Here is a 26,421-nt window from a genome sequence, read left to right as displayed (position 1 = left end):
ATTCGGCTCTTTCAGTTCCCCGGCGAAGGCCGGGGCCCAGCTGCAATGTCGGTCGAGAAGTTCACGCGCCCAACCAACTGCGTCGAGACTGGGCCCCGGCCTTCGCCGGGGAACTTGAAGGGCTGAATGCCTATCTCCCGCCCCTCGGGCATTCATGCCGGAATCGCATAGTGAGCCGCCGCACCCCCGTGGCAAGCGCCGGACGGGACATCGCCGCCGGTCCGGGGAACCGCGGCGCATGGGTCCCGACTTTCAACATGCAATTCCGGCCCGGCGAGACGGGCCGCCATCGGGGTGAGCCATGCAGCATCAGTTTCTCAAGGCGCGGTCGGCGCGTCTGGTTCGCGGTTCGACTTCGCTGGCGGCGCTCGCCGTGGCGATCAGCCTGGCGCCTTCGATGGCGCAGGCCCAGCGGATCACCCAGGGCGGCGGCAACGGCGCCTGGATCTCCGGCCGAACCATCGGACAGGGCGGCATCGCCGGCGGCGGCGGCGGCGCCAGCAGGGGCGCCGGCGGTTCGGCGGCGCAGACCCCGGATGGCACGGCGTCGGCTGGCGGCATCAGTTCGGGCGGGGCCGCGGGTGGCCAGCCCGGCACACCCAACGATATCGCGGCTGGCGGCGGGGGCACGGGCGGCAGTAGCGCCGGGGCGACGGGCGGCGATGGCGGCGCCGGCAATCTGGTCACGGCCACCGGCAATTTCGCCTTCTCGATCGACTATGTGGGCGGTGACGGCGGCTCCGGCTCCGGCTCCGGCGCTTCGGCTGGCGGCGGTGGCGCGGGGCTCGTGCTGACTGGCGCCAATGTCCAGGTCACGACACAGGGTTATGACGTGACCGGCGGCAATGGCGGCCGCGGTTCAGGCCAGGGCAGCGGCGGCGGCGGCGGCGCAGCGCTGGTGTTGCTCAATGGCGGCAGCGTCACGGTCGATGGCGGCACGGGCGGTGCATTCAGCACGATCACCGGCGGCATCGGGCAGGAATATGGCGGCTCGGGTGCTGGCATATTCCTCTATGACGGCGGCACGCTGACGATCCGGAACGGCAACAAGGTGACTGGCGGCGAGGGCGGCACCTTCACTACCGACGGTGGCACCGGTGGCGCCGCGGTGCTCAGCAATCTCGGCACGGTGGTCAACGAAGGGGCGATCGCCGGCGGCGAAGGCGGTTATGGCTATTCCCGTGGCGGACGCGCCGGGGATGGCGTGCAGGCCTGGGGCGGCACGATCCAGAACAGCGCGACCGGAACCATCACCGGCGGCCGGGGCGGCTACAACAATAGCGGCAACCCCAGTCATTATACCGGCGCCGGCGGTGCGGCCGTACGCCTGATGGATGGCCAGGCCGCGACACTGATCAACGCCGGAGAGATCAATGGCGGCGCGGGTGGCCCGCGCTATGCGTTCGGCACCGCGGTCGGTGCGGGTGGTATGGGCGTGGTGTGCGCCGCGGGTGGCGGCTCCACGATCATCAATTCGGGCATCATCCGTGGCGGCGTGAACGCATCGTCGCAGCGCAACCTTGCGATCGGCCTGTTCGGCGACAACAACCGGCTCGAGCTGCGGGCGGGCTCCTATATGGATGGCGGCGTCGTGGTCCAGGCCGGCGGCGTCAACAATGTCCTGGCACTGGGTGGCAGCACCGATTCGGGCTTCGACGTCACCGAGATCGGCTCCACTGCCAGCTTCAACTATTATCTGGGCTTCGACACCTACGAGAAATCGGGGTCGAGCACCTGGACGCTCACCGGCACCGGCAATCAGGACTGGCGGATCACCGGCGGCAACCTGGTCGGCGACACCAACAGCCTGGGCGGCAACCTGACCTTCACCTCCGCCCCGCTCACCAGCGTCGTGGCGTTCAACCAGAATTTCGACGGCAGCTATGCCGGCACGATCTCCGGCACCGGCACCATGCTCAAAATGGGCAGCGGCACGGTCACCCTGACCGGCAGCTCCGCGGTCGATTGGGCGATCAACCAGGGCGGTGTGATCGCCGATGCGAACCACTTCACCGGCAACGCCAAGATCCTGGCCGGTGCCTCGCTGACCTTCAACCAGACCGGCAACGCCAGCTATGCCGGCACGCTCCTCGACGCCGGCGACCTGCACAAGACCGGCAGCGGGCGGCTCACGCTGACCGGGGATTCATCCTGGCTGACCGGTACGACTTTTGTCGAGGAAGGCACGCTGACAGTGAACGGTCGGCTCGGCTCGAGCGTCACCGTGGCCTCCGGCGCCACAGTCGGCGGCTCCGGCACCATCGGCCGCACGACCGTACAGAGCGGTGGCCATCTCGCGCCGGGCAACTCGATCGGCACGCTGAACGTCGTCGGCGGCCTCACGGTCGCGGCGGGCGCCAATCTCGATTTCGAGCTGGGCCAACCCGGCGGCCTGGCCTTGTTCGGAATCAGCGACCGGATCGTCGTCTCGGGCGGCGACCTCGCGCTCGACGGCACGATCAACCTGAGCCAGAGCGGCAACCCGGCCGATGGTGCGGCGGGGATCGGCTATTACCGGTTGATCACCTATACCCACCAGATCACCAGCAACACCGCGGTGATCGGCACCACGCCCGGGCTCAGCAACGTCAATTACGAGCTGCAGGTCGGCGGCGGCAGTGTAGACCTGTTCATCAGCCCGTCGCTGATCCCCGGAGACGATACGCTGCAGCACTGGCAGGGCGGCGACGGCACCTGGAACGCCGCGAACACCCAGTGGCTCAACCAGGGCGGCACCGCCCCGGCGAGCTGGGCGGGCAATTACGCCGTGTTCAAGGATGACGACGGCTATGTCGGCGGCACGATCACCGTTGCGGGCGCGCAGTCTTTCCTCGGCCTCCAGTTCGTCAACAAGGGCTATGTCCTGCAGGGCAGCGGCCAGCTGGTCACCGATCCGGCCGGCAGCGAGATCCGCGTGCTCGCCGACAGCGCCGAGATCGCCACCGAGATCACCGGAACCGGCGCCCTCATCAAGACCGAGGCGGGGACGCTGATCCTCACGGGCACCAACAGCTATTCGGGCGGCACCACCATCCAGGCCGGCACGCTGCAGATCGGCAATAGCGGGACGACCGGCTCGATCACGAACAATGTCGTCAACAACGGCACGCTCGCCTTTGCGCGCTCCGATGAGACCAGCTTTGACGGCATCATCTCCGGCACCGGGGCCGTGCGCGTGCTGAGCGGCGACGTCACCCTCACCGCCGACAGCAGCTATTCCGGCGGCACCGGCATCGCCGCGGGTGCGACGCTGCGGGTCGGCAGCGGCACCAGCGGCTCGATCGGCGGCAACGTCGCCAATGACGGCACGCTCGCCTTCACGCGCTCCGATGCCAGCAGCTTCGGCGGCACCATCTCCGGCGCGGGCGCGGTGGAGGTCCTGAGCGGCAGCATAAGGCTCACCGCCAACAACAGCTATACCGGCGGCACCAGCATCGCCAACGGCGCGACCCTGCAGCTGGGCAGCGGCAGCACGACGGGCTCGATCACCGGCAATGTCGCAAATGACGGCACGCTCGCCTTCGGACGTTCGGACGAGATCGGCTTCGGCGGCATCATCTCCGGCACCGGCGCGGTGCGCATCCTCAGCGGCGGCGTCGCACTCACCGCCGACAACGGCTATACTGGCGGCACCAGCATCGCCACCGGTGCGATCCTGCAGATCGGCAATGGTGGTACGACCGGCTCGATCGTCGGTACTGTGGCCAATGACGGCACGCTCGCCTTTGCCCGTTCCGATGCCGGCACTCTGGGGGGGAGGATCACGGGCTCGGGCGCGGTGGAGGTCCTGAGCGGCAGCCTCACGCTCACCGCCGGCAACAGCTATACCGGCGGCACCAGCATCGCCACCGGCGCGACCTTGCAGCTGGGCAATGGCGGCACCACCGGTTCGATCACCGGCAATGTCGCCAACAGCGGCACGCTGACCTTTGCCCGTTCCAGCTCCAACAACTTTGCCGGCACGATCTCGGGCTCCGGAGCGGTGCGCATCCTGAGCGGCAGCGTCACCTTCACCGCGGACAGCGGCTATACCGGCGGCACCAGCATTGCCGCGGGCGCCACCTTGCAGCTCGGCGATGGCGGCACGACCGGCGGGATCACCGGCAATGTCGCCAATGGCGGCACGCTGGCCTTCAACCGCTCGAACAATCTTGTCTTCGCCGGCGTGCTCAGCGGTGCCGGCAGCATCCGACAGGCGGGTTCGGGCAAGACCGAGCTGACCGGCGATTCGAGCGGCTATACCGGGACGACCAGCGTCGCGAACGGCACGCTGGCGGTGAACGGCAAGCTCGGAGGCACGGTAACCGTGCTGGCCGCCGGACGTCTGCAGGGCACCGGCACCATGGGCAACACCATCGTCTCCGGCACCATCGCGCCGGGCAATTCGATCGGTACGCTGAACGTCGCCGGGAACATCGTCTTCAACACCGGCTCGACCTATGAGGTCGAGGCCGACGCCGCGGGCCTGGCCGACCGCATCGTCGCCACGGGCACCGCCACGCTCAACGGCGGCACCGTCTCGGTGCTTGCCGGTGCCGGCAGCTACCGGCCGGAGACCAGCTATCTGATCCTCCACGCTGATGGCGGCATCGCGGGCACCGGCCGGTTCGGCGGCGTCACCTCGAACCTCGCCTTCCTCGATCCCTCGCTCAGCTATGATGGCAACAACGTCTATCTGCGGCTGCGGCGCAACGACATCAGTTTCGCCAGCGTCGGTGCCACGCCGAACCAGGTCGCGACCGGCACCGCGACCCAGGGCCTGGGCTGGAACAGTCCGGTCTTCGCGGCGGTGGCCAATCTCTCGGCCGAGCAGGCCCGCGCCGCGTTCGACCAGCTTTCCGGCGAAGTCCACGCCTCGGCACGCACCGCGCTGATCGAAGACAGCCGCTTCCTGCGCGACGCGGTCGCCGATCGCCTGCGCGCGGCGGACGCCGGCTTCGCCATCTGGGGCAATGGCTTCGGATCCTGGGGGCATTGGGGAAGCGACGGCAACGCCGCCCGCCTCAATCGTTCGGTCAACGGCTTCGTGCTCGGCGCCGACGCCACGGTCCTCGGCAAGGCGCGGCTTGGCCTGGTCGGCAGCTATGACCGTGCCAGCTTCGACACGCGGGCACATGGTTCGTCCGGCACGCGCGACAGCTATGAGATCGGCATCTATGGCGGCGCGGACCTGGGTGGGGCAGCCGTGCGGATCGGCTTGTCTCATGGCTGGCACAAGCTCGACACGACGCGCCTGGTCGCCTTCCCAGGCTTCACGGATGGCCTCAAGGGCGAGCAGGATGCCCGCACCACCCAGGCCTTTGGCGAGCTCGCCTATCGTATCGAGCTGGGCGCCACGCGCCTCGAGCCCTTCGCCGATTTCGCCCATGTCTGGCTGAGCACCGACGGTGCCACCGAGAAGGGCGGGGCGGCGGCGCTCCGGATCGCCTCGGCGGAAAGCGGCACCAGCTTCACCACGCTCGGTCTGCGCGCCGCGCCGTCCTTCTCGCTGGGCAGCGCGAAGTTCACGGCCCGCGGTGCACTTGGCTGGCGCCATGCGTTCGGCGATGTGACGCCGCTATCGGCGATGCAGTACGCGAGCGGTGGCGACAGCTTCCGGATCGCCGGCACCCCGATCGCGCGCAATGCCGCCGCGCTCGATGCCGGGATCGATGTCGCGCTTACCTCGCGGGCAGCGCTCGGCATCGCCTATGGCGGCCAGTTCGGTTCGAACGCTTCCGACCAGTCGGTGCGCGCCAGCTTCAGCCTGAGGCTTTGAAGGCGTGCGGCTGATGCTGGGGCTCAGCCGCACGGAATCGCGTAAGGCCGGCAAGCCATTGCACCTGCGATCGATAGGACAGGGGCTGCCGCGCCGCGGCGGCCTCACGGCCCGCTGCAACCTTTTGGTGCCACTGGCGCGCCCGTGGGATAGCGCCTGCGATAGAGGGACATTTACAAGCTATAAGGACTTGCATCCAACGATGTAGCGCAACGTGAAGGGAATGATTCGCTCGCTGCAGGTCAAAACCTTAGATTCGATCAATGGAGTCGAATCAGCAGTCGAGCACCGTCCGTTTTGTGCAAGGGAGCGCGGCTCCTGTCTTTCGCGGCGAACCCGAGAGCGGACTTACATTTCTATGCGAGCAATGCGGACACGTTTTGATAGACCACTATCTTGCAGAGGATTACATTGCGGTCGGCATCCAGTGCTTCCAATGCAAGCACGTCAGCTTCACGCCTGATATTGAGCTGGGAGAGATCTTTTCGGCCCGAACAATGACGTTCCCGGACCAAGGTGGGTATCTGATCGGCGGTACCGTGACGAAGCGGGCCGGGTTGATGATCGCGAGCAGTGCGGCGTTCAACGCGAATATCGAAATGACCACTCCAGCCGAAGCGGGAATTCCATTCGAGCTTAATTTTAAGGGGCTCGACCGGCTCGTCGAGATTTATGCCGAAACGACGGGTGGGGATTTCGCGGCCCAACGAAAGATCGTTGAACGGTCACCCGCAAAGTTCCGGCACGATCTAACTTTTGCCTGGGCGATTGGGATATTGAGAGATCGCTTGGCGGCGAATGTGCTCGATGTGCGCGACGCCGACACCTGCTCTGCGCTAATTTACATAAGCACCTTCGGCAGTATCTACGGCAGATGGAAGCGCCATCCGCGCTTCAATCTCATCGCGCGAGGTTTCGCTAAGCCGAAGTCGTTCTTGCACACAGCCGGGTTATTCACGACCGCATTTATCATGTATCAGAACGCCTCGATTGTCGGTTTGGCGTTAGAGGACAGGTATGGCGAGCCGAACCCTGATCTGTACGTTCGAGGTGTTCAGGGCAGTCGAACCTATTTGGAGGTGAAAGCTCCGCAAGCGCTTCAAACTATTGGGGAGGCGGACCCGCCGGGCATGGTCGAATCTGCCGTGAAGCAGATCGTCGATCGATCAAAGGCGCAAATCAATCGGAACAGGGTCGGTGGCCTTGTCCTCTTTGCCACAGGTTTCAGGAAGAACCTCGCTAACGACATGGCTAGGTTCTCGCATAACGCTCTCGTGCGAGTGGGCCGGCAGCGAACCTCGCTTGCCGCGATCATGTCGATCTCGTTGGCCGATACTAAGCTGACCATCCCGGCTGGCCGGAACGGCATGATCGAAATGGATTTCCGTCTAGGCGGTGTCGCAAACCCGCATTTCGCTGGCGACAACCCGTTCAAATTTGAAGCTTAGAGGCGCGGAACGCATAGCCCCCGGCTGCATTCAAATCTCACCTCACAACCGCATCAAATCGTTATTTGGTAAGGAGGAGGTGGTGGACGCACTAGGGCTCGAACCTAGGACCCGCTGATTAAGAGTCAGCTGCTCTACCAACTGAGCTATGCGTCCATTCCGGGTTGTTTCGGCGCCCTTGGTGAGTGCGCCTCCGCAGTGGAGGTGGGCCTTTAGCTGCGAGGTTCGCGGCTTGTAAACCCCCTATTTTGAAAAAATCACCAACGCTGCGTGCGGCGGCTGTTCCGGTCGATCGAAAGCAGGATTCCGAAGCAGATCATGAAGGTCATCACGGCGGTGCCACCGAAGCTGATCAGCGGCAGCGGCACGCCCACCACCGGCGCCAGGCCCATCACCATCGCCATGTTGATCGCGCAGTAGAAGAAGATCGTCGCGGCAAGGCCGGAGGCGGTCAGCCGGGCGAAGCGGCTCTGCGCGCGCATGCTCACGCCGATCGCCCAGCGGATCAGGATGCTGAAGCCGATGATCAGGAAGAAGCCGCCCATCAGGCCCCATTCCTCCATCATCGTCGCCAGCGCGAAGTCGGTATGCCCCTCGGGCAGATAGTCGAGATGGCTCTGCGTGCCCTGCAGGAAGCCCTTGCCGAACACGCCGCCCGAACCGATCGCCACCTTGGACTGGCTGATATGATAGCCGGTGCCCAGCGGGTCGCTCTCGGGGTTGAGGAAGATCAGCACGCGGTTGCGCTGATAGTCGTGCAGGACGAAGTTCACCGCGAAAGGGATCGCCAGCGCCAGCGCCAGCGCGCCGCCGATGAACAGGCGCAGTGGCAGGCCGGCCAGGAACATCACCGCGACGCCGCCGAAGCTGATCGCCAGCGCGGTGCCGAGATCGGGCTGCAGCATCACCAGCGCCGCCGGGATGCCGATCAGCACGCAGCCGGGCCATAGCGCGCCGAACTTGCGGATCTCACCGGCGGGCAGGATCTCGTAGAAGCGGGCCATCGCCATGATGATCACCGGTTTCATCAGCTCGGAAGGCTGCAATCGGATGAAGCCCAGGTCGAGCCATCGCTGGCTGCCGCCGGCGACCGCGCCGAGCAGCTCCACGCCCACCAGCATCAGCACGACGACGATGTAGATGGGGAAGGCGCCCAGCGCCCAGAAGGTCTCCGGCACGCGCGACATGCCGATCGCCATGGCCAGGAACACGAAGAAGCGCAGCCCCTGGTTGAACGCCCAGGGCGTCACGCTGCCGCTCGCCGCCGAATAGAGCACGACCAGCCCGAACATGCCGATCGCCACCACCAGCCCAATGATCCGCCAGGGAAGCTGGGCAAGCGGGCCGGGGACGATGCCCGAGGGGCCAAGGCCCGAGGATTGGAGCGTGGACATCAGTCTGCCTCCACGCTGCCGCGTTCGGCCGCGCTGCTGTCGATGGTGTTGCTGGTCGTGGCGTTGGCCGCTTCGGAGGCGACGGTGCTCGCTGCCTCCGCCGCGTCCTCGGGTGCCTCGGGGGGCGGGGCGCTCTGCGCGGCCCTGAACGCCGCGGACTGGGCCGCCATCCGGGTGCGATAGTCGCCACCCCAGGTCGGCTCCTCGGCGTGCAGCGAGTCCATCGCGCGCTTCCGGTCGAACAGGAAGGTCATGATGTCGCGGCCGATCTGCGGCGTGTCGAGATTGCGGATCGTGTGGCCGTTATGCTCGAGCACGATGCCGGCGGCATATTTGGGATTGTCGGCCGGCGCGAAGCAGACGAGCAGCGCGTGGTCGCGCAGCTTGAATGGCAGCGAGGCGTTCTTGAGCACGCCCGAGCGGCGCTCGGCCATGGTGATGCGGCGCACCTGGGCGGTACCGGTCTTGCCCGCCAGCGAGATGCCGGGGACCAGCATGCGCGCCGCGCCGCCGGTGCCGCCTCCGTTGATCACGCCGAACATCGCGTCGCGGATGATCGCGAGCTGCTCCGGTGTGGCGGCAAGGGGAGGGGCCTCGATGCGCGGGGCATCGGCGATCAGCCTCGGGATCAGCTCGCGGCCCGAGGCGAGCCGGCTCGCCATCACCGCCAGCTGCAGCGGATTGGCCAGCACATAGCCCTGGCCAATCGACGCGTTGAGCGAATCGGCGACGGTCCATTGCTGCTTGTAGCGCTTCAGCTTCCAGGCGCTGTCCGGCACCGTGCCGAAGCGCTGGGTGGAGAAGGGCAGGTCGAACTTCTGGCCCAGCCCCATGGCGCGAGCCATCGGCGCCACCGCGTCATAGCCCACGCGGCGCACCATTTCGTAGAAATAGATGTCGCAGCTCTGCATGATCGCATGCTTGAGGTCGAGCGGGCCATGGCCACCGCGCTTGTGGCAGTGGAACACGCCATTGCCGACGCGCATCGCGCCCGAGCAGACGACGCGGGCATTGGGATCGACGCCGGCATGCATCAGCGCCAGGCCGTTCATCGGCTTCACCGTGGAGCCCGGCGGATAGAGACCCTGCAGCACCTTGTTCATCAAGGGGACGTGGTCGTCCTCGCTCAGCATCTTCCATTCGTTGCGGCTGATGCCATCGGAGAAGCTGTTGGGGTCGTATGCCGGCATCGAGACCATGGCGAGGATGTCGCCATTGCTCACATCGATCACCACCGCCGAGCCCGAATTGGTGCCCAGCCGCCGCGCGACATATTCCTGGAGCAGCGCGTCGATGGTAAGCTTCACCGTCTCGCCGGGCTGGTCGGGCCGAGTGGCGAGTTCCTTGACCAGCCGGCCATGCGCGGTGACTTCGACGCGCTTGGCGCCGGGCGTGCCGCGCAGGCGGTCCTCCAGCACCTTTTCCAGCCCGTCCTTGCCCAGCTTGAAGCCGGGGGCGACGAGCAGCGGGTCCTTTTCCTTCTTGTACTGCTCGGCCGAGGCGGTGCCGACATAGCCGACCAGATGCGCGACGCCCGCCGCCAGCGGATAGTTGCGCGAGAAGCCGCGGGTGGGCTGCACGCCCGGCATCTCGGGCACGCGCACGCTGACCGCGGCGAAATGCTCCCAGTCGAGCTTGTCGGAGACCTGCACCGGCTGGAAGCCCGACGCGCGCTTCAGGTCGGTGCGGATCCGCGCCATCTCCTCCTCGCCCAGGCTCAGGATCTGCTGGAGCATGCCCAGCGTCTTTTCCTTGTCCTCCATCCGGTCGGGGATCATGTCGACGCGGAACGCGGTGCGGTTGTTGGCGATCGGGATGCCGTTGCGATCGACGATCCACCCCCGGCGCGGCGGGGTGAGCGTCAGCCGCACGCGGTTGCTCTCGGCGGTCAGCCGGTAGCGCTCGTTCTCAAACACGGCGAGCCAGGTCATCCGCCCGGCCAGCACCAGCGCGGCAGTGCCCTGAAGCCCGCCGAGCACCAGCGCGCGGCGGGAGAAACTGTAAGCCTGCGCTGCTTCGGTGATCCGGGCCATTATTGTCGCTTCTTATCCCGATCGAGCCATGCGCAGAACCGGGCAATCACTGGAAAAAGTGCCGCCGAGACGACAATCTGGAGCAATAGCGCGGTATCGACATGCGCGCTGAACGGCGTCGCCAGCAGCCGCCCGCCGATCAGCACCAGCCCGATCCCCGCCGATGCGATCAGCCAGTCCTGCCAGAAATCGCGCCACACCAACCGCGTGTCGAGCACATCGACCATCAGGATCGCCAGCGTCCACAGCACCATCGCGCTGCCCAGCGGCTGGCCGCTCAGCATGTCGTCGACAAAGCCCAGAGGCACCGGCATCCACACCTTCATCGCATCGCCGCGCACCAGCCGCCAGCCGAGCAGCATCATCAGCCCGAACGGCGGCAGGAAGGGCACGGTCGCGATGATCGGCAGCAGCACCGTCATCGATCCCAGCACCACCGAGAGCGGCGCCAGCCAGACGCTGCGCGGGATCTTCTCGCTGCGGCCGAGAGGAATATAGTCGGTCACCGCTATTTCTTCTGCGCCGCCGGCTTCGCGCTGGGCGAAGCGCTCGGCGTAGGCGTCGGCTCGGGCAGGAAGGTCTGCTGGACCAGCGCGAAATCAAGCGCGTCCGGATTGGCCGAGGGTGCTGCCACCGCAATGTCGCGCGCGGTGCGGATCACCCGCGCCACCGGGATGTTCGGCGGGAAGATGCCGCCGGTGCCCGATGTCACGAAGGTATCCCCCGGCTGGAAGATCATCGTCGCCACGCTGGCCGAGCGAATGTCGAGCAGTCCGTCGCCACGGCCCGTGGCGATGCCGGGCAGGCCGTCGCGGGTGCGGCGCACCGGCACGATGCTCTCCGAATCGACGATGAGCAGCACGCGCGCGGTGTTCGGGCTGGTTTCCACCACCTGGCCGATCAGCCCGTCGGGCTGGCGCACGGGCTGGCCCGACTTCACGCCCTGCCAGCCGCCCGCGTTGAGCGTGGCATAGCGGCGGGTGCTGCCGATCGAGCTCGCCACCAGCCGCGCCACCGCCACCGCATCGGTGGAGACGTCGCGCAGCTTGAGCATCTCGCGCAGGTGGCGATTCTCCTGGTTGAGCGTGCGCGCGCGATCGACCAGCAGCGCGTCATCCGCCATCTGCTTCTTCAGCCGCGCGTTCTCGCCGCGCACGTTCCAGTAGCTGGAGACGCCGCCGGGCACCCCGGCCACGCTGGTGCGCACCCAGGTGAGGCCACTGGCGACGGGCGTGGTGATCTCCGAGAAGAAGCCGCGCACCGCCGCGAAGGCCGGCGGGTTGAACGTCGAGAGCAGCAGCAAGGCCACGCCGATCAGCATGCCGCCGACCGCGCCCACATAGCCGAGGAAGAGCCCGTATTGCGCCCGCCGCGAAAAACCCGGGCGCCGGTTGCGTGGCGGCGCCATCTCCCCTTATCCTCGCTTAGACTTGGATGAGCACGCCGCGGAACACCGGATCCTCGAGCGCGCGGCCCGTGCCCAGCGCCACGCAGGTCAGCGGGTCTTCGGCGATCGTCACGGGCAGGCCGGTCTCGTCGCGCAGCACTTCGTCGATGCCCTGCAGCAGCGCGCCGCCGCCGGTGAGCACGATGCCCTGGTCGACGATGTCGGCGGCCAGTTCCGGTGCGGTGTTCTCGAGCGCGATGCGCACGCCTTCGACGATCGTGCCGACGGGCTCCGACAGCGCTTCGGCGATCTGGCCCTGGTTGATCTGGATTTCCTTGGGCACGCCGTTGACCAGGTCGCGACCCTTGATGTGGATCGTCTGGCCGATGCCGTCCGCCGGCGGCTTGGCGATGCCGACTTCCTGCTTGATGCGCTCGGCCGTGGCTTCGCCGATCAGCAGGTTGTGGTTGCGGCGCACGTACGAGACGATCGCTTCGTCCATCTTGTCGCCGCCGACGCGCACGCTCGTGGAATAGGCGAGGCCGCGCAGCGAGAGCACCGCGACTTCGGTGGTGCCGCCGCCGATGTCGACGACCATCGAGCCGATCGGCTCGGTCACCGGCATGTCGGCGCCGATCGCGGCCGCCATCGGCTCCTCGATCAGCCACACCTGCGAGGCGCCGGCGTTCGACGCGGCGTCACGGATCGCGCGCCTTTCAACAGAAGTAGAACCGGACGGCACGCAGATCACGATCTGCGGCCAGCGCATGAAGCGGCGCTGGCCATGTACCTTGCGGATGAAGTGCTTGATCATTTCCTCGGCGATGTCGATGTCGGCGATCACGCCGTCGCGCAGCGGGCGGATCGCCTCGATGCTGCCCGGGGTCTTGCCCATCATCAGCTTGGCGTCGTCACCGACTGCCTTCACGCGCTTGACGCCGTTCAGCGTCTCGACCGCCACAACCGACGGCTCGTTGAGGACGACGCCGCGGCCGCGCAGATACACGACGGTGTTCGCGGTGCCGAGGTCGATCGCCATGTCGTGGGACATGAAATTGAACAAGCGGGGAAATGCCATCTATGGTTCCGTCCTGCGGCGCGGGCGCCCGCCGCGCAGCTCTTCAAAAAAATCTAGTCCGGCCCCTTCCGGGACGGACTGAAGAATCCGGCCTGGTGCGGTGCGGTTGGGGTCGCGGGATGCCGTCGCTTGGGCTAGAGCAACGACCATGTCAATACGCCGTCTACCCGAACATCTTGTCAACCGGATTGCTGCAGGCGAAGTGGTCGAACGCCCCGCCAGCGCGCTGAAAGAACTGGTCGAAAACGCCATCGACGCCGGGGCGACCCGGATCGCCGTCAAGCTATCCGGTGGCGGCACCGATCTGATCGAAGTCACCGACGACGGATGCGGCATGTCGCCGCCCGAAATGGCGCTCGCGCTGGAGCGCCACGCCACCTCCAAGCTGCCCGATGACGAGATCGATCAGGTCACGACGTTGGGTTTCCGGGGCGAGGCGTTGCCCTCGATCGCCAGCGTCGCGCGCATGTCGCTCGAAAGCCGGGTGCGCGGCGCCGAGGGCTGGCACCGGATCGTCGATAATGGCGAAGTCGTCTCCGAAGGCCCCGCCGCACTGCCGCCGGGCACCCGGATCCGAGTCGAGAGCCTGTTCGCCCGCGTGCCCGCCCGCCGCAAGTTCCTGCGCTCGCCGCGCGCCGAATATGCCGCCAGCCTCGATGTGATGAAGCGGCTGGCGATGGCGCGGCCCGATATCGCCTTCTCGGTCGAGCATGACGGGCGCAAGGCGTTCCATGTCCAGGGCAATGAGAGCGGCCCCGAGCGCGTCGCCGGCCTCACCGACCGCGCGCTCGCCGAAAACAGCGTCGCGGTGGATTTCGAGCGCGAAGGCATCGTGCTGGGCGGCGTCGCCGGCCTGCCGACCTTCAATCGCGGCGTCGCCGATCACCAGTATCTCTTCGTCAACGGCCGCCCGGTGAAGGATCGCCTGCTGATCGGCGCCCTGCGCGGCGCCTATGCCGAGATGCTGGCGCGCGACCGGCATCCGGTGGTCGCGCTGTTCCTCGACGTCCCGCCCGACCAGGTCGACGTCAACGTCCACCCCGCCAAGACCGAGGTCCGCTTCCGCGATCCGGCACTGGTGCGCGGGATGATCGTCTCGGGCCTGCGCCGTGCGCTCGACGAGGCCGGCCACCGCAGCGTCCAGCGCCCGAGCGAAGCGGCGCTGGGGATGTGGACCAGCGAAACCAGCCCGCCGCCGGCACCCGCGCCGCAGCTCTGGGATGCCGAGCCGGCCTTCACCCCGGCACCGCAATACAGTCCGGCACCGTCCTACAATTATTCGAGCGTCCAGGATCGCCGTCCGAGCTTCGCCGCTCCGCCACCGCTCGCCCGCGCCGAGCCGGCAATCGCGCCGGTGCCGCAAAGCGTCCAGCACCCGCTCGGCGTCGCCCGCGGCCAGGTCGCCAAGACCTATATCGTCGCCGAAGCCGAGGACGGCCTGGTCCTGGTCGACCAGCACGCCGCGCATGAGCGCCTCGTCCTCGAGCGGATGCGCCGGGCGATGTCCGAAGGCGGTGTCGCCAGCCAGGGCCTGCTCGTCCCCGAAGTGGTCGAGCTCGACGAACCCGGCTGCGACCGGCTCGAGGCGCGCGCCGGCGAGCTCTCCGACTTCGGCCTCGATATCGAGCGCTTCGGCCCGCACGCCGTGCTGGTCCGCGCCGTTCCCGCCGCGCTCGGCAAGGGCGATGTCCACGCCTTGGCCACCGACCTCGCCGACGAGCTGGCGAGCTTCGACGAAGCGCTCAGCCTCAAGGAAAAGCTCGACCATGTCGCCGCGACCATGGCCTGCCACGGCTCGGTGCGGGCGGGGCGGGTGCTCTCGGTCGCCGAGATGAACGCGTTGCTCCGCGAGATGGAAGTCACCCCGCATTCGGGCCAGTGCAACCACGGCCGCCCGACCTGGGTGAAATTGGCGCATGGTGACATCGAGAAGCTGTTCGGGCGGAAGTGATGCGGCCGGGCTTCAATCCAGCTCGCCGGAATCGCAACATCGGCACGGCCAGCCAGGGCCATGGGCAGGACAACCGCATGGTCGTGCCCAATCCGGGGCGCCTGATCTCACCGATCGAGCGGATCGGTGCGCATGTCGCGACCCATTGGCGCGTCGGATCGGGGGAAATCCGCTTCGTTGTCGAGGAGTTGCGGGCGAACTGGCTGCATCCTTGTACGATCGGCGATGTGATCCGCCTGCTTGAGCGTATCCCGCAGTCCGATTGGGCGGGTATCAGGACGATCGTCTTCCGCCAGCCTAGCCGGAAGCAGAGCCTTCTGAATCCGAGCTGGGGCCGGCTCTTCTACTTCGGAGAGATCGTCACGGCCCGCGGCAGGGTGGTCGCGGACGGCCCCATGCTCCTGCTCGACGCCATCGAGCAGGGCCGTCACTTCACTTGGCGAACCGGGCTGGCGCTCGATGACCAGGCCGAGCTGGCTCGCCTCGAGGCGGACGGCCATGGCGTCGAACGGTCGGGCAATCGCTACATCATTCGCGTCACGCCGGAGTCGGCAAGAGCCACCCAGCTCTATCGCACGGTGCCGCACGAGGTCGGGCATTGGTTCGACTGGCTGGAAAAGGTGGAGACGCCGGCGGCACAGGGCGAGGATTTCTCGATGCTGCGGGATCGCTATTTCGCTCGTCCGCGGGGCGAGCGCGAGGCATTCGCCCATCGCTATGCCGATCGCGTGCATGCCTCGCTCACCGCGACTGGTGCAATTCCCTTCGAGCCGCAGAATTGGGCGGCTCCGGATTGATTGCGCCCTACCGCCGCACCTTCCCGAAATGCCACGCGCAGTAACTCCCCAGCACCAGCCAGCCGGCGATCACCGGCCATACGCCATAGTCGTGCAGCGAGTAGCTGAGCAGCGCCGAGATCCCGATCAGCAGGTTCGCGGTGCCCCAATAGAAGTTCATCAGCGGCGAGGAGTGCCCCACGCCGCGCGGACGGGCAAAGGGAGTGGGGAAGGGCTCCCCGCGCAGGCCGGAGGCAAGGTGCGGGATCGCGTTGCAGAGCAAGGCGCCGGCGAGGAAAAGCACGAGATACCCCATCGGCGGTGATCCTCACCGATATGAGAGCATCTGGCAATCCGGCTTGGGTGGCTTTCAATTCCCCTCCCTGCAAGGGAGGGGTTAGGGGTGGGTTAGAAAAGGCCGGGCTCGATGCCCGGCGTTTTCTTTGTCTCCGCCGGTTAGCTGAGCTCGCTGCGCTCGCCACCCACCCCCCAGCCCCTCCCTTGCAGGGAGGGGAGAAAAGAGCGCGATGTCTCAGTTTTTGCGCCCTCAGCGCTTGGTGGTATCCCGCATCCGGAACACCTGCCCGCCGCGCGCCTTGGCCCAGCCCGGCACCACCGGCGAGCCGTCGGCGGTGCCGCTGAAATCGACCACGCAGATATTGCCGAAGCGGCGATGCGTGCCGCAGCCGACGCCGGCGAAGCGGAAGTCCGCCTGGAACAGCAGCGCCCGGTGCCCGCGCGAGCGCACCCCGTCGTCGACGATCAGGCTGCGCACCACCGCGCCGGCGTCGCCGTTGCCGTACCAGATGCCTTCGCCGACATAGATGTCGCCGCCGCGCCGCTTCACTCGGTCGCCCGGGCTCATCCCGTTGCGCGAGACATGGCCGCTCGCGCCGCTCATCCCCTGGTCGTCGGCATGGTCCTGCGCGGCGAGCACCAGCAGGTCGCCGCGGCTGAGCGGGGGCAGGGGCTCCTGGCGCTCGAGGAAGTCGATCGCCTCGTCCACCGCGTCGAGCCCTTCATTGGTGATCACGCCATTGGGATCGCCGGGCAGGAACAGCACGCGGCCGTCGAAATAGCGGCGATAGTCGCGCAGCGTCTCGGCATAGTCCTGCGGATGCTGGCGGGCATAGTTGATCTCGGTGAGCACGTCGCGCTCGAGCCGCGAGACGGTGGTGGCGCGCTCGCCCGCCTGGGCGGTGGCGCCGGCGAAGAACATGGCGCACGCGCCCAGCGCGGCGGTCAGTCGGCCCTTGGCAGTCACGTAGAGCTCCCCCCGGAGCCGGTCCGGGCCCCGCGCCCGTCCGTTGTGTCACCGGTAGCGCATTCCGCTTAACCGGCTGAGAAGGCAAGCGGATATTCGGGAGTTAACCTTAGGGGGCGGCGGTTGATCTGGCAGTTCCCCGGCGAAAGCCGGGGCCCAGGGTTTCTCTGCGGTGCCGCTTGTTACTCCGCGGTCAGGGCTGGCCGTCCGGCTTGCGGCCCAGGTCGGCGACGCACATCATCCGGTAGCCATTGTGCGGGCCGCAGGCGACGCCGGCATAGCGCATCTCGGCGGCGTAGAGCGTTTTGCGGTGCCCGCGCCCCGGCACGGCGTCATCGACGATCAGCTGGCGGACCACTTCGCGGGCGCTCGGCGGGCCATAGGTGATGACTTCCGCCACATAGGGGCCGCCGCCGCGTTTCTGCACCCGGTCGCGCGGATCGGCGCCGTCGGCGGAATAATGGCCGGTGCCGCCGCGCGGTCCCTGTTCGCGGACATGGTCGCGCGCGGCGCGGGCGAGCAGCGGGGCATGTGCGATCGGCTCCAGCGGCGTCTGGCGCTCGAGGAAGCGGATCGCCTCGTCCACGGCGCGTACGCCTTCCTCGGTGCGCAGCCCGTCGGGGTTGCCGGGATACCAGACGATCTTGCCCTTGAAGTACTTCCGATATTCGCGGAGCCGCTCGGCATAGTCGCGGGGGCGGGTGCGCGCGAAGTTGATCTCGGCGAGCACCGCGGCCTCCAGTCCGGCCTGGAGCGGCGCGGGCGCGGGCGTAGCGAGCGTCAGAGCGAGGGGCAGGAACGGCAGCATCGCCCGCCTATAGAGCAGGGCGGGATGAATGGTCTCCGAACAAAAGATTAACGCGCGCTGCAACCTTGCTCGACTGGGCTCGTTTCATACCCCGAGCGACAACAAAGGTTCGGGTTGCGATGAACAAGGTTCTGCCAGTGGTATTGGCCCTCATCCCGCTCGCGGCGGTGATCGGCGCCTGTGTATCCTGCCCCTGACCGGGCCGGTTTTCCTCCCCGATGCTGGCGGGGAGCCGCGATTTACTTGGTTTCGGCCGCGAATAGCCTGAAGTTTCGAATCCCTCCCCCAATTCCCCCGGAGGGTCGCACAAGAAAAGGGCCGCCCCGGCATACCGGAACGGCCCTTTCACTTTGTACCGTTGCGAAGGGCTCAGCCCTCGGCGGTCTCGCCTTCGTCGGCGGCCGGAGCTTCCTCGCGGGCCTCGGCGGTCGCGCCCGGCTCGGCGTTGGGATCATAATCCTCGACGAAGCCCGTGGTGTCACGGCCTTCCTCGAACATCTGAGCCATCACGTCGACGCCCTGCGCCTGCATGTCGGCCTCTTCCGGCGAACGTGCAACGTTGACCTTGACGGTCACAGACACTTCCGGGTGCAGCTGCACGCGCACTTCGTACACACCGATCGCCTTGATCGGCTTGTCGAGGACGACCTGCGACTTGGTGATCTTGTGGCCGTCGGCGACAAGCGCTTCGACCAGGTCACGCACAGCAACCGAACCATAAAGCTGGCCGGTGTTCGAAGCCTGACGGATCAGGGTGACGGACACGTCGTTGAACGTGCCGGCTTCCTTCTCGGCGTCGGTGCGGCGAGCGGCGTTGTCGGCCTCGATGCGCGCGCGGTTGGCCTCGAAGACCTTGCGGTTGGCGGCGTTCGAGCGGAGCGCCTTCTTGTTCGGGAGCAGGTAGTTGCGGGCGAACCCGTCCTTGACCTTCACCACGTCGCCGATGGCGCCGAGCTTCTCGACGCGCTCAAGCAGAATGACTTCCATGGGTCGAGCCTCCCTTACTTAACGATGTAGGGCAGCAGGCCCAGGTGACGGGCGCGCTTGATGGCCTGGGCCAGCTCGCGCTGCTTCTTGGCGCTCACCGAGGTGATGCGCGACGGGACGATCTTGCCGCGCTCAGAGACAAAGCCCTGCAGCAGACGGACGTCCTTGTAATCGATCCGGGGAGCGTCCTTCGCGGAGAAGGGGCAGCTCTTGCGGCGGCGGAAAAACGGGCGTGCCATGGTCTATATCTCCTTATTCGCCGCCGAAACCGGTGTTGCCGCCGGCTTCGTCGCGATCGCGACGGCCACGGCCACGCTCGCGGTCACCCTTGCGCATCATCACGCTCGGACCCTGCTCCAGCTCATCGACCTTGACGGTCATGTAGCGGATCACGTCTTCGTTGATCTGCGTCTGGCGCTCGAGCTCGGCGACGACACCCGCCGGGGCGTCGATTTCGAGCATCACGTAGTGCGCCTTGCGGTTCTTCGCGATACGATAGGCAAGCGAACGAAGACCCCAGGTCTCGGTCTTCACGACCTTGCCGTTGTTGTCCTCGATGATCTTGGTGGCGGCTTCCGCCAGAGCGTCCACCTGCGCCTGTGCCAGATCCTGGCGCGCAAGGAACACGTGCTCGTAAAGAGCCATGCGTCTTTCTCACTGTTGGCCGATCGCTGACGCCACCCCGTGTGACGCCCCTCCGGCTGTCGTCTCAATTCAATGGTCGCGCGAGCGGGAATCGCGTCCCCACTCGAACGAAGGCGGGCCCTTAGCTCAGGGCGGGGCTGCTGGCAAGCCTAGTAGCGATCCCCATTCCCACGTGGCCGCGGCGCGGGGCGCGTGTCGCTGGGCACGATCGGGGCCGGGCTTCGCGAAAGCCAGCCGCCGTCATCGTCGAGCCTCGGCTTGGGAAAATCCGCCGGCGGGTGGATCGGGCCGCAGGGATCATCGTCCCATTGGAGGCAGCGCAGCCGCTCATTGTAGATCACGCCGCGGATATTCCCGGTGCTGCCGTCAGGCCGGCTATAGCTGCTGTCGAGATACCATTCGCGGTTCTTCTTGCGCTTGCCTGACTGCACGGGCTCCGAAACCCGTCCCATGTCGATGCCGCGAAAGTGGCGCGAATAGCTGTCGAGTTCGATCGCGGCGCGAAAACGGCCTTCCGCGCCGCCCGGGCCGTCCAGCTTCTGGGTCAGCCAGTTGATCCGCCGGTCGCGGCGGGCCTCTTCCTCGCCCAGCCGGGTGATCCAGCCGGTGTCGCGCACGAACATGCCGACGGTGGAAAAGGTCACCTCCGACTGTTTGGGGATGCCGCGCACCGAGACGATCTGGCCCTGGAATCCCTTGCTGCCGCAGGTCGTCGCCTGCCACATCGTGCCGTCCGCCTCGTAGAGCTCGCAGCCCACCGGGGTGCGCCGGCCGATCAGCGTGCCTTCGCGCAGTCCATTGGGGCCTTCGAACCCGCCGACCGAATAGTAGAAGCCGGTGATATGCTCGCCATCGAAGCTGAGCACCACCTTCACGCCACCGCCGACGACCTGCTGGTAGCAGCGCTGGTCGGGATAGGGGCAGGGGGTCTGCTCGCGCCGGCGCAGATCTGCGGTGACCGAGGTCTTGCCGGTATAGTTGCCGAAATAGGCGACCTGGCCTTCGAAATCCGGAGCGAGGGCGGGATCGTCGCGGTCCCGTGGCGTCGGCTGGGCCTGTGCGGCGAACGGCATGAGCATGGCCACGGAAAGGGCCGTAAGGGTTGCCCGGAACATCCTGCACTCCTCCCAGTCGAACGCGTTAACCATAACACTAACGCTAGCGAAACGAGGAGTCGGATTCGTGTTGCAGATGTAAAACGGCAGGGCATGGCCCTGCCGTTTCATGAACGCTTTCGGCGTTTTGCTTAGCGGATCGCGCCCGCGATCACCGCGGCGATGATGCCCGAGGTGATTCCGACCAGCACCGCGTCGTTGCCCGACTGGACATAGCGATAGCCGCGCGGCGGGGCCTTCAGGCCGCGATACTTGCGATAGTCGATCTGGCGGTAGTTGCGCGCCTGACGGCTGTCGAAGCGCTCGCCCTTGCGCCAGTTGCTGCGATAGGCCTGCTTGGTGACGACCACCTTCTTCTTGGTGACCACCTGGTGCGCCGGCGGGCGGCCATGCTGCTGCGGGGCAGCGGCGAGCACCGGCGTGGCGACCATCGACATGGCGACGACGGCGAGAATGAACTTCTTCATGATTGCGCTCCTCTTTAGTTCTTCTGGCGCCGGGTTGTTTCGGCGTTGAGGGCAATCTGGGGATGGCGTGTCGCAGACGTTTGTCTCCGGCATTGCGAAATGGTCGCAATGTTTCGCAATCCTGTCCGGTCCGTTCAGCTTGGCGCTTGCCTCGCGGATGGTGCAGGCCTAACGCGCGGCCCCAATCGCACGCAGCCGCTGACAGGAGAGACACATGCGCGCCTTCATCTTCCCCGGCCAGGGCAGCCAGGCCGTCGGCATGGGCAAGGCCCTTGCCGAAGCAAGCGCCACCGCCCGCGAAGTCTTCCAGGAAGTCGATGACGCGCTGGGCCAGAATCTCTTCAAGTTGATGAGCGAAGGCCCCGAGGACGAACTGACTCTCACCGCCAATGCCCAGCCGGCGATCATGGCCAATGCCATCGCGGTGCTGCGCGTGCTCGAGAAGGAAGGCGGCATTCGTCTGGCCGACAAGGCCGATTTCGTCGCCGGCCACAGCCTCGGCGAATATACCGCGCTCTGCGCCGCCGGTGCCTTCGATCTCGCCACCACGGCGAAGCTGCTGCGCATCCGCGGCGACGCGATGCAGGCGGCGGTGCCCGTTGGTGTCGGCGCGATGGCCGCGATTCTCGGCGCAGACCGCGAGAAGGCCCAGGCGATCGCCGACGCCGCGGCCGAGAGCCAGGTCTGCACCGTCGCCAACGACAATGATCCGTCGCAGGTGGTGATCTCGGGCCACCGCGAGGCGATCGAGCGGGCGCTGCCGATCGCCAAGGAAATGGGCGCCAAGCGCGCGCTGCTCCTGCCGGTCTCCGCGCCCTTCCACTGCCCGCTGATGCAGCCTGCTGCCGATGCGATGGCCGAAGCGCTCGCCGCCGTGACGCTCCAGGCGCCGCTGGTGCCGGTCTATGCCAATGTCACCGCTGCCCCGGCCGCCGACCCCGACGCGATCCGCGCGCTGCTCGTCGAGCAGGTCACCGGCATGGTCCGTTGGCGCGAATCGGTGCTGGCGATGTTCGCGGCGGGCGTGACCGACTATGTCGAGTTCGGCGGCAAGGTGCTGGGCGGCATGGTCAAGCGCATCACGCCGGATGCAACCCCGGTCAGCGTGGTGACGATGGACGACATCGAAGCGCTGGCGAAGAGCCTGTAATTTTGGCCGTCATCCCGGCTTTCGACGGGACGGCGGAGTAGGAGAATCAAATGTTCGACCTCACTGGCATGACCGCACTCGTCACTGGCGCTTCGGGCGGTATCGGCTCGGCGATCGCCAAGGCGCTGGCCGCGCAGGGTGCGCGGCTCGCCGTGTCCGGCAGCAATGTCGAGAAGCTCGAGGCGTTCCGCGCCGAGCTCGGCGGCGACCATGTCGCGCTGCCCTGCAACCTGTCCGACGCGGCGCAGGTCGATGCGTTGGTGCCCCAGGCGGTGGAAGCGCTCGGCAAGCTCGATATCCTCGTCAACAACGCCGGCGTCACCCGCGACAACCTCACCATGCGGATGAAGGACGAGGAGTGGGATCAGGTGATCTCGGTCAACCTCGAGGCCGCCTTCCGCCTGATCCGCGCCGCCGCCAAGCCGATGATGAAGGCCCGATTCGGCCGGGTGATCTCGATCACCTCCGTCGTTGGCGCGACCGGCAACCCGGGCCAGGCCAACTATGCCGCCTCCAAGGCCGGCCTGGTCGGCATGTCCAAGGCGGTCGCCCAGGAGCTCGCCAGCCGCAACATCACGGTGAATTGCGTCGCCCCGGGCTTCATCCGCTCGGCGATGACCGACGTGCTGCCCGAAGCGCAGAAGACCGCGCTGCTCACCCGCATTCCGGCGGGCGATCTCGGTACCGGCGAGGATATCGGCGCTGCCGTCGTCTATCTCGCAAGCAAGGAAGCCGGCTATGTCACCGGTCAGACCTTGCATGTGAACGGCGGCATGGCGATGCTGTAAACCGTGTCCGGGGGCTGGAGTTTGAATTCTATGCGTATTTTCGGATTCGCGGCCCTTGCGGCCATAGCCTTCGCGGCCCCGGCACATGCCGCCGACCTCGCCACCATCGATTGCGTGATCGGCAAGCTGAAGCCCGCGCTCCAGGCGCAGATCTCCGGCGATGTCACGCGCAACATGGGGGAGGGCGTCGCCGTGCGCCCTACCTATGATGCAGCGGTGGGCAGCGGCATTTCTATCGCCGCGAAGGAATGCGCGGACGCGAACAAATGGTCCGATGCGGCGCTGGAAGCCGCCCGGGTCTACACGCTCGCCAAGCTCGGCCTGCCGATCGCGGAAACCTTCGTTTCGGCGCAGGGTTTCAACGTCGGCGAGCTGGAATCGCAGTTCGACGCGCTGCCCGAAGACGCCCGCAACCGCCCGCTTACCAACCAGGAAATGCAGCAGCTGGTGATCGCCTCGGTCACCGACGAAGCGAAGCAGACGCGCGCCAACGCCGCGCTTCTCAACAAATATTTCCTGTTTCTCAGCACCGTGCGCTACTCGGTCTGGCAGTTTTCCGAAGCCTGACGTCGAAGCCGGTGCGCGCACCCTCTTGCAACGGCACCATGTGCGATCTAGGTGCGTTCCAACGATATTGAGCCCCTAGCTACAAAGGAAAACAGGGACCATGGCCACTCAGGAAGAGATCACCACCCGCGTGACTGCGCTCGTCGTCGATCACCTCGGTGTCGACGCAGGCGACGTTTCGCCGACGGCGAGCTTCATTGATGACCTAGGCGCCGACAGCCTCGACATCGTCGAGCTGGTGATGGCGTTCGAAGAGGAATTCGGTGTCGAGATCCCCGACGACGCGGCTGAGAAGATCAGCACCGTCGGCGACGCGGTCTCCTACATCTCCGAGCACCAGGCGGGCTGATCGCCCTCCAGGCGATCGTGCCCTTATGGGCCGAGCTTGAGAATCCAGCGGCTCCCCGTCCCGGGCTCGAAAAGAGTTGGGCGGGGAGCCGTTTTGTTTTGGCGGTGAAAACAGGCATTTAAGCCGCTTTCATGCGCGATATTATGAAGTTTGACGGAGAAATCGGATGCGCCGTGTAGTCGTCACCGGCCTTGGCCTCGTCACCCCGCTGGGCGCGGACGTCGAGACTGCCTGGAAGAATATCATCGCCGCCAAGTCCGGCGCGGGCACGATCACGCGCTTCGACGCGACCGATTTCCAGAGCAACTATGCCTGCGAAGTGAAGGGTCCGGACCATGAATATGGCTTCGATCCCGGCAAGCGCGTCGATCACAAGATCCAGCGTCAGGTCGATCCCTTCATCATCTACGGCATCGATGCCGCCGGCCAGGCGATCGAGGATGCCGGCCTGCTCGATATGGACGAGGCGACCCGATTCCGCGCCGGCTGCTCGATCGGCTCGGGCATCGGCGGCCTGCCGGGCATCGAGAGCGAATCGCTCGTGCTCGCCGAAAAGGGCCCGAAGCGCGTCTCGCCGCACTTCGTCCATGGCCGCCTGATCAACCTGATCTCGGGCCAGGTCAGCATCAAGTACGGCCTGATGGGCCCGAACCACGCCGTGGTCACCGCCTGCTCGACCGGCGCCCACTCGATCGGCGACGCCGCGCGCATGATCGCGATGGACGATGCCGACATCATGCTCGCCGGCGGCGCCGAGAGCACGGTCTGCCCGATCGGCATCGCCGGCTTCGGCCAGGCCCGCGCGCTTTCCACGGGCTTCCGTGACGACCCCACCAAGGCCAGCCGCCCCTGGGACCAGGGCCGCGACGGCTTCGTCATGGGCGAAGGCGCCGGCGTGGTCGTGCTCGAGGAATATGAGCACGCCAAGGCGCGCGGCGCGAAGATCTATTGCGAAGTGGTCGGCTATGGCCTGTCGGGCGATGCCTATCACGTCACCGCGCCGCATCCGGAAGGCTCGGGCGCGTTCCGCTCGATGCAGATGGCGGTGAAGAAGTCGGGCCTGGCGCTGTCGGACATCGATTACATCAACGCCCATGGCACCTCGACGCCGCTCGGCGACGAGCTCGAGCTCGGTGCGGTCCGCCGCCTGTTCGGTGACGCGATCGGCGGCCTGTCGATGAGCTCGACCAAGTCGGCGATCGGCCACCTGCTCGGCGGTGCCGGCGCGGTGGAGAGCATCTTCTGCATCCTGGCGCTGCGCGACCAGATCGTGCCGCCGACGCTCAACCTCGACAATCCGAGCGAGAATTGCGCGGGCGTCGATCTCGTCCCGCACGTCGCCAAGGAACGCAAGGTGAAGGCCGTGCTGAACAACTCGTTCGGCTTTGGCGGCACCAATGCCAGCCTGGTGATGAAGGCTGTCTGAAGACACGCCTGCGCCGGCAGCTGCCGCACAGCCCGTCCGGAAGCCGCGCAAGCGGCGTCTGGGCGGCTGCGCGCTGCTGGTCGCAATCCTGGTGCTGGTCGCGCTCGGCATGGCCGTGCTCCAGCTCTGGGGCGGGGCGGGGCCTTCGAAGCAGAATGTCTCGGTCCTGATTCCCGAAGGCTCCAGCCTGTCGCGCGCGGCGACCGAGCTGGAAAAGGCCGGGGCGATCGGCTCGGCCCGCCAGTTCCTGATCCTTGCCAAGGTGCTGGGCAGCAGCGATCCGATCAAGGCGGGCGAATATCGCGTGCCGGCGCATCTCAGCCAGTCCGACATCCTCAAGATGATGCAGGGCGGCAAGACGCTCCAGCGCTTCGTGACGATCCCCGAGGGCACGCCCTCGATCCTGGTCTATGAGGCGCTGATGAAGGCGCCGCAGCTCAGCGGTGAGATCCAGGTGCCGGCCGAAGGCTCGGTGCTGCCGGACAGCTATGCCTATAATCGCGGCGACACCCGCCAGTCGGTGCTCGATCGTATGCAGAAGGCGATGGCGACCTATCTCGCCAGGGCTTGGGAGGCCCGCAAGCCGGGCATCGCGGTCAACACCCCCGAAGAGGCGATCAACCTGGCCGCGATCGTCGAGAAGGAAACCGGCAAGCCCGAGGAGCGCAAGACGGTTGCCGCGGTCTATTCGAACCGCCTGCGTCAGAACATGATGCTCCAGGCGGACCCGACCTTCATCTACCCGATCACCCGGGGCAAGCCGCTCGGTCGTCGTCCTTTGCTCTCCGAAGTGCACGCGAAGAACGACTACAACACCTATGAGAAGACCGGCCTGCCGATCGGTCCGATCACCAATCCGGGCCGCGCCAGCATCGACGCGGTGCTCGATCCGGCGACCTCCTCGGCGCTCTATTTCGTTGCCGACGGCACCGGTGGCCATGTGTTCGCCGACACGCTCGAGCAGCACAACGCCAACGTCCAGAAGTGGTACGCCATCCGCCGCGCACGCGGCGAGATGTGATCGCCTTTC

The 26,421-nt window shown here is 66.7% G+C and carries 23 protein-coding genes and 1 tRNA gene; 10 read left to right on the top strand and 14 right to left on the bottom strand.

What is annotated here, in order from left to right:
* Positions 1-301: 301 nt before the first annotated feature.
* Complete coding sequence (locus tag AC1RJ5_RS03695) at positions 302-5,758, top strand: autotransporter domain-containing protein (protein ID WP_493111781.1); 5,457 nt, start codon at positions 302-304, stop codon at positions 5,756-5,758.
* A gap of 263 nt (positions 5,759-6,021) precedes the next feature.
* Positions 6,022-7,206 carry a hypothetical protein gene (locus AC1RJ5_RS03690; RefSeq protein WP_269575053.1) on the top strand — a complete coding sequence of 395 codons (1,185 nt, stop codon included), beginning with the start codon at positions 6,022-6,024 and terminating at the stop codon, positions 7,204-7,206.
* Positions 7,207-7,286: 80 nt separating this feature from the next.
* Here AC1RJ5_RS03690 and AC1RJ5_RS03685 read toward each other — a convergent pair.
* From AC1RJ5_RS03685 to AC1RJ5_RS03660, 6 genes are all read right to left on the bottom strand, one after another.
* Positions 7,287-7,362 (bottom strand) — tRNA-Lys (locus tag AC1RJ5_RS03685).
* Positions 7,363-7,463: 101 nt separating this feature from the next.
* Positions 7,464-8,600 (bottom strand): rod shape-determining protein RodA, encoded by a 1,137-nt coding sequence (rodA, locus tag AC1RJ5_RS03680; protein WP_493111779.1) that lies wholly within the window; start codon positions 8,598-8,600, stop codon positions 7,464-7,466.
* Positions 8,600-10,633, bottom strand: a complete 2,034-nt coding sequence (mrdA, locus tag AC1RJ5_RS03675) for a penicillin-binding protein 2 (RefSeq protein ID WP_269575055.1) — start codon at positions 10,631-10,633, stop codon at positions 8,600-8,602. Before mrdA ends, rodA begins: the two co-directional genes overlap by 1 nt.
* On the bottom strand, positions 10,633-11,139 hold the full coding sequence (gene mreD / locus AC1RJ5_RS03670) for a rod shape-determining protein MreD (protein ID WP_269575056.1): 507 nt from the start codon (positions 11,137-11,139) through the stop codon (positions 10,633-10,635). The genes mrdA and mreD overlap by 1 nt, the downstream gene beginning before the upstream one ends.
* A 2-nt stretch (positions 11,140-11,141) precedes the next feature.
* A complete protein-coding gene (locus tag AC1RJ5_RS03665; protein ID WP_269575057.1) occupies positions 11,142-12,041 on the bottom strand; it encodes a rod shape-determining protein MreC in 900 nt (299 codons plus the stop codon).
* 16 nt (positions 12,042-12,057) lie between these two features.
* Positions 12,058-13,098: a rod shape-determining protein gene (locus tag AC1RJ5_RS03660; protein ID WP_116840784.1), complete on the bottom strand. Its 1,041-nt coding sequence runs from the start codon at positions 13,096-13,098 to the stop codon at positions 12,058-12,060.
* A 148-nt stretch (positions 13,099-13,246) separates the two neighbouring features.
* On the opposite strand from AC1RJ5_RS03660, the gene mutL reads away from it, so the two are divergent.
* Together mutL and AC1RJ5_RS03650 are read left to right on the top strand one after the other, a co-directional pair.
* Positions 13,247-15,049 (top strand): DNA mismatch repair endonuclease MutL, encoded by a 1,803-nt coding sequence (gene mutL / locus AC1RJ5_RS03655; RefSeq protein ID WP_493111776.1) that lies wholly within the window; start codon positions 13,247-13,249, stop codon positions 15,047-15,049.
* A complete protein-coding gene (locus AC1RJ5_RS03650; RefSeq protein ID WP_269575059.1) occupies positions 15,049-15,846 on the top strand; it encodes a hypothetical protein in 798 nt (265 codons plus the stop codon). Before mutL ends, AC1RJ5_RS03650 begins: the two co-directional genes overlap by 1 nt.
* A gap of 7 nt (positions 15,847-15,853) precedes the next feature.
* Here AC1RJ5_RS03650 and AC1RJ5_RS03645 read toward each other — a convergent pair whose 3' ends face one another.
* From AC1RJ5_RS03645 to AC1RJ5_RS03610, 8 genes are all read right to left on the bottom strand, one after another.
* Positions 15,854-16,141, bottom strand: coding sequence for a hypothetical protein (locus tag AC1RJ5_RS03645; RefSeq protein WP_269575060.1), 288 nt, complete (start codon positions 16,139-16,141; stop codon positions 15,854-15,856).
* Positions 16,142-16,372: 231 nt separating this feature from the next.
* Positions 16,373-17,089 carry a CAP domain-containing protein gene (locus tag AC1RJ5_RS03640; RefSeq protein WP_184166887.1) on the bottom strand — a complete coding sequence of 239 codons (717 nt, stop codon included), beginning with the start codon at positions 17,087-17,089 and terminating at the stop codon, positions 16,373-16,375.
* A 193-nt stretch (positions 17,090-17,282) separates the two neighbouring features.
* The gene (locus AC1RJ5_RS03635) at positions 17,283-17,897 is read right to left on the bottom strand and encodes a CAP domain-containing protein (RefSeq protein ID WP_493111773.1); all 615 of its coding nucleotides are present in this window, start codon (positions 17,895-17,897) and stop codon (positions 17,283-17,285) included.
* Between the two features lie 369 nt (positions 17,898-18,266).
* Complete coding sequence (gene rplI, locus AC1RJ5_RS03630) at positions 18,267-18,884, bottom strand: 50S ribosomal protein L9 (protein WP_493111771.1); 618 nt, start codon at positions 18,882-18,884, stop codon at positions 18,267-18,269.
* 14 nt (positions 18,885-18,898) lie between these two features.
* Positions 18,899-19,123 (bottom strand): 30S ribosomal protein S18, encoded by a 225-nt coding sequence (gene rpsR, locus AC1RJ5_RS03625; protein WP_010543816.1) that lies wholly within the window; start codon positions 19,121-19,123, stop codon positions 18,899-18,901.
* Between the two features lie 13 nt (positions 19,124-19,136).
* Complete coding sequence (gene rpsF / locus AC1RJ5_RS03620; protein ID WP_184166878.1) at positions 19,137-19,529, bottom strand: 30S ribosomal protein S6; 393 nt, start codon at positions 19,527-19,529, stop codon at positions 19,137-19,139.
* 149 nt (positions 19,530-19,678) lie between these two features.
* Complete coding sequence (locus AC1RJ5_RS03615) at positions 19,679-20,644, bottom strand: hypothetical protein (RefSeq protein ID WP_269575064.1); 966 nt, start codon at positions 20,642-20,644, stop codon at positions 19,679-19,681.
* 131 nt (positions 20,645-20,775) lie between these two features.
* Positions 20,776-21,114 carry an RcnB family protein gene (locus AC1RJ5_RS03610; protein WP_493114629.1) on the bottom strand — a complete coding sequence of 113 codons (339 nt, stop codon included), beginning with the start codon at positions 21,112-21,114 and terminating at the stop codon, positions 20,776-20,778.
* Positions 21,115-21,325: 211 nt separating this feature from the next.
* Here AC1RJ5_RS03610 and fabD point away from each other — a divergent pair, with 211 nt between their 5' ends.
* The 6 genes from fabD to mltG all read left to right on the top strand — a co-directional run bounded on the left by fabD (position 21,326) and on the right by mltG (position 26,412).
* Positions 21,326-22,261, top strand: coding sequence for an ACP S-malonyltransferase (gene fabD / locus AC1RJ5_RS03605; protein WP_342251390.1), 936 nt, complete (start codon positions 21,326-21,328; stop codon positions 22,259-22,261).
* A gap of 50 nt (positions 22,262-22,311) precedes the next feature.
* Positions 22,312-23,049 carry a 3-oxoacyl-[acyl-carrier-protein] reductase gene (gene fabG, locus AC1RJ5_RS03600; protein ID WP_269575066.1) on the top strand — a complete coding sequence of 246 codons (738 nt, stop codon included), beginning with the start codon at positions 22,312-22,314 and terminating at the stop codon, positions 23,047-23,049.
* A gap of 30 nt (positions 23,050-23,079) precedes the next feature.
* Complete coding sequence (locus tag AC1RJ5_RS03595) at positions 23,080-23,616, top strand: hypothetical protein (RefSeq protein ID WP_269575067.1); 537 nt, start codon at positions 23,080-23,082, stop codon at positions 23,614-23,616.
* A gap of 100 nt (positions 23,617-23,716) precedes the next feature.
* Positions 23,717-23,965: an acyl carrier protein gene (locus tag AC1RJ5_RS03590; protein WP_086129474.1), complete on the top strand. Its 249-nt coding sequence runs from the start codon at positions 23,717-23,719 to the stop codon at positions 23,963-23,965.
* Positions 23,966-24,131: 166 nt separating this feature from the next.
* Positions 24,132-25,391, top strand: a complete 1,260-nt coding sequence (gene fabF / locus AC1RJ5_RS03585; protein WP_184166864.1) for a beta-ketoacyl-ACP synthase II — start codon at positions 24,132-24,134, stop codon at positions 25,389-25,391.
* A gap of 109 nt (positions 25,392-25,500) precedes the next feature.
* Positions 25,501-26,412 (top strand): endolytic transglycosylase MltG, encoded by a 912-nt coding sequence (gene mltG, locus AC1RJ5_RS03580; RefSeq protein ID WP_269576435.1) that lies wholly within the window; start codon positions 25,501-25,503, stop codon positions 26,410-26,412.
* Positions 26,413-26,421 lie beyond the last annotated feature (9 nt).

This window comes from Sphingomonas sp. GW822-FHT03G08 (genome assembly GCF_058801135.1).
This window is presented reverse-complemented; position numbering and strand designations above follow the sequence as displayed.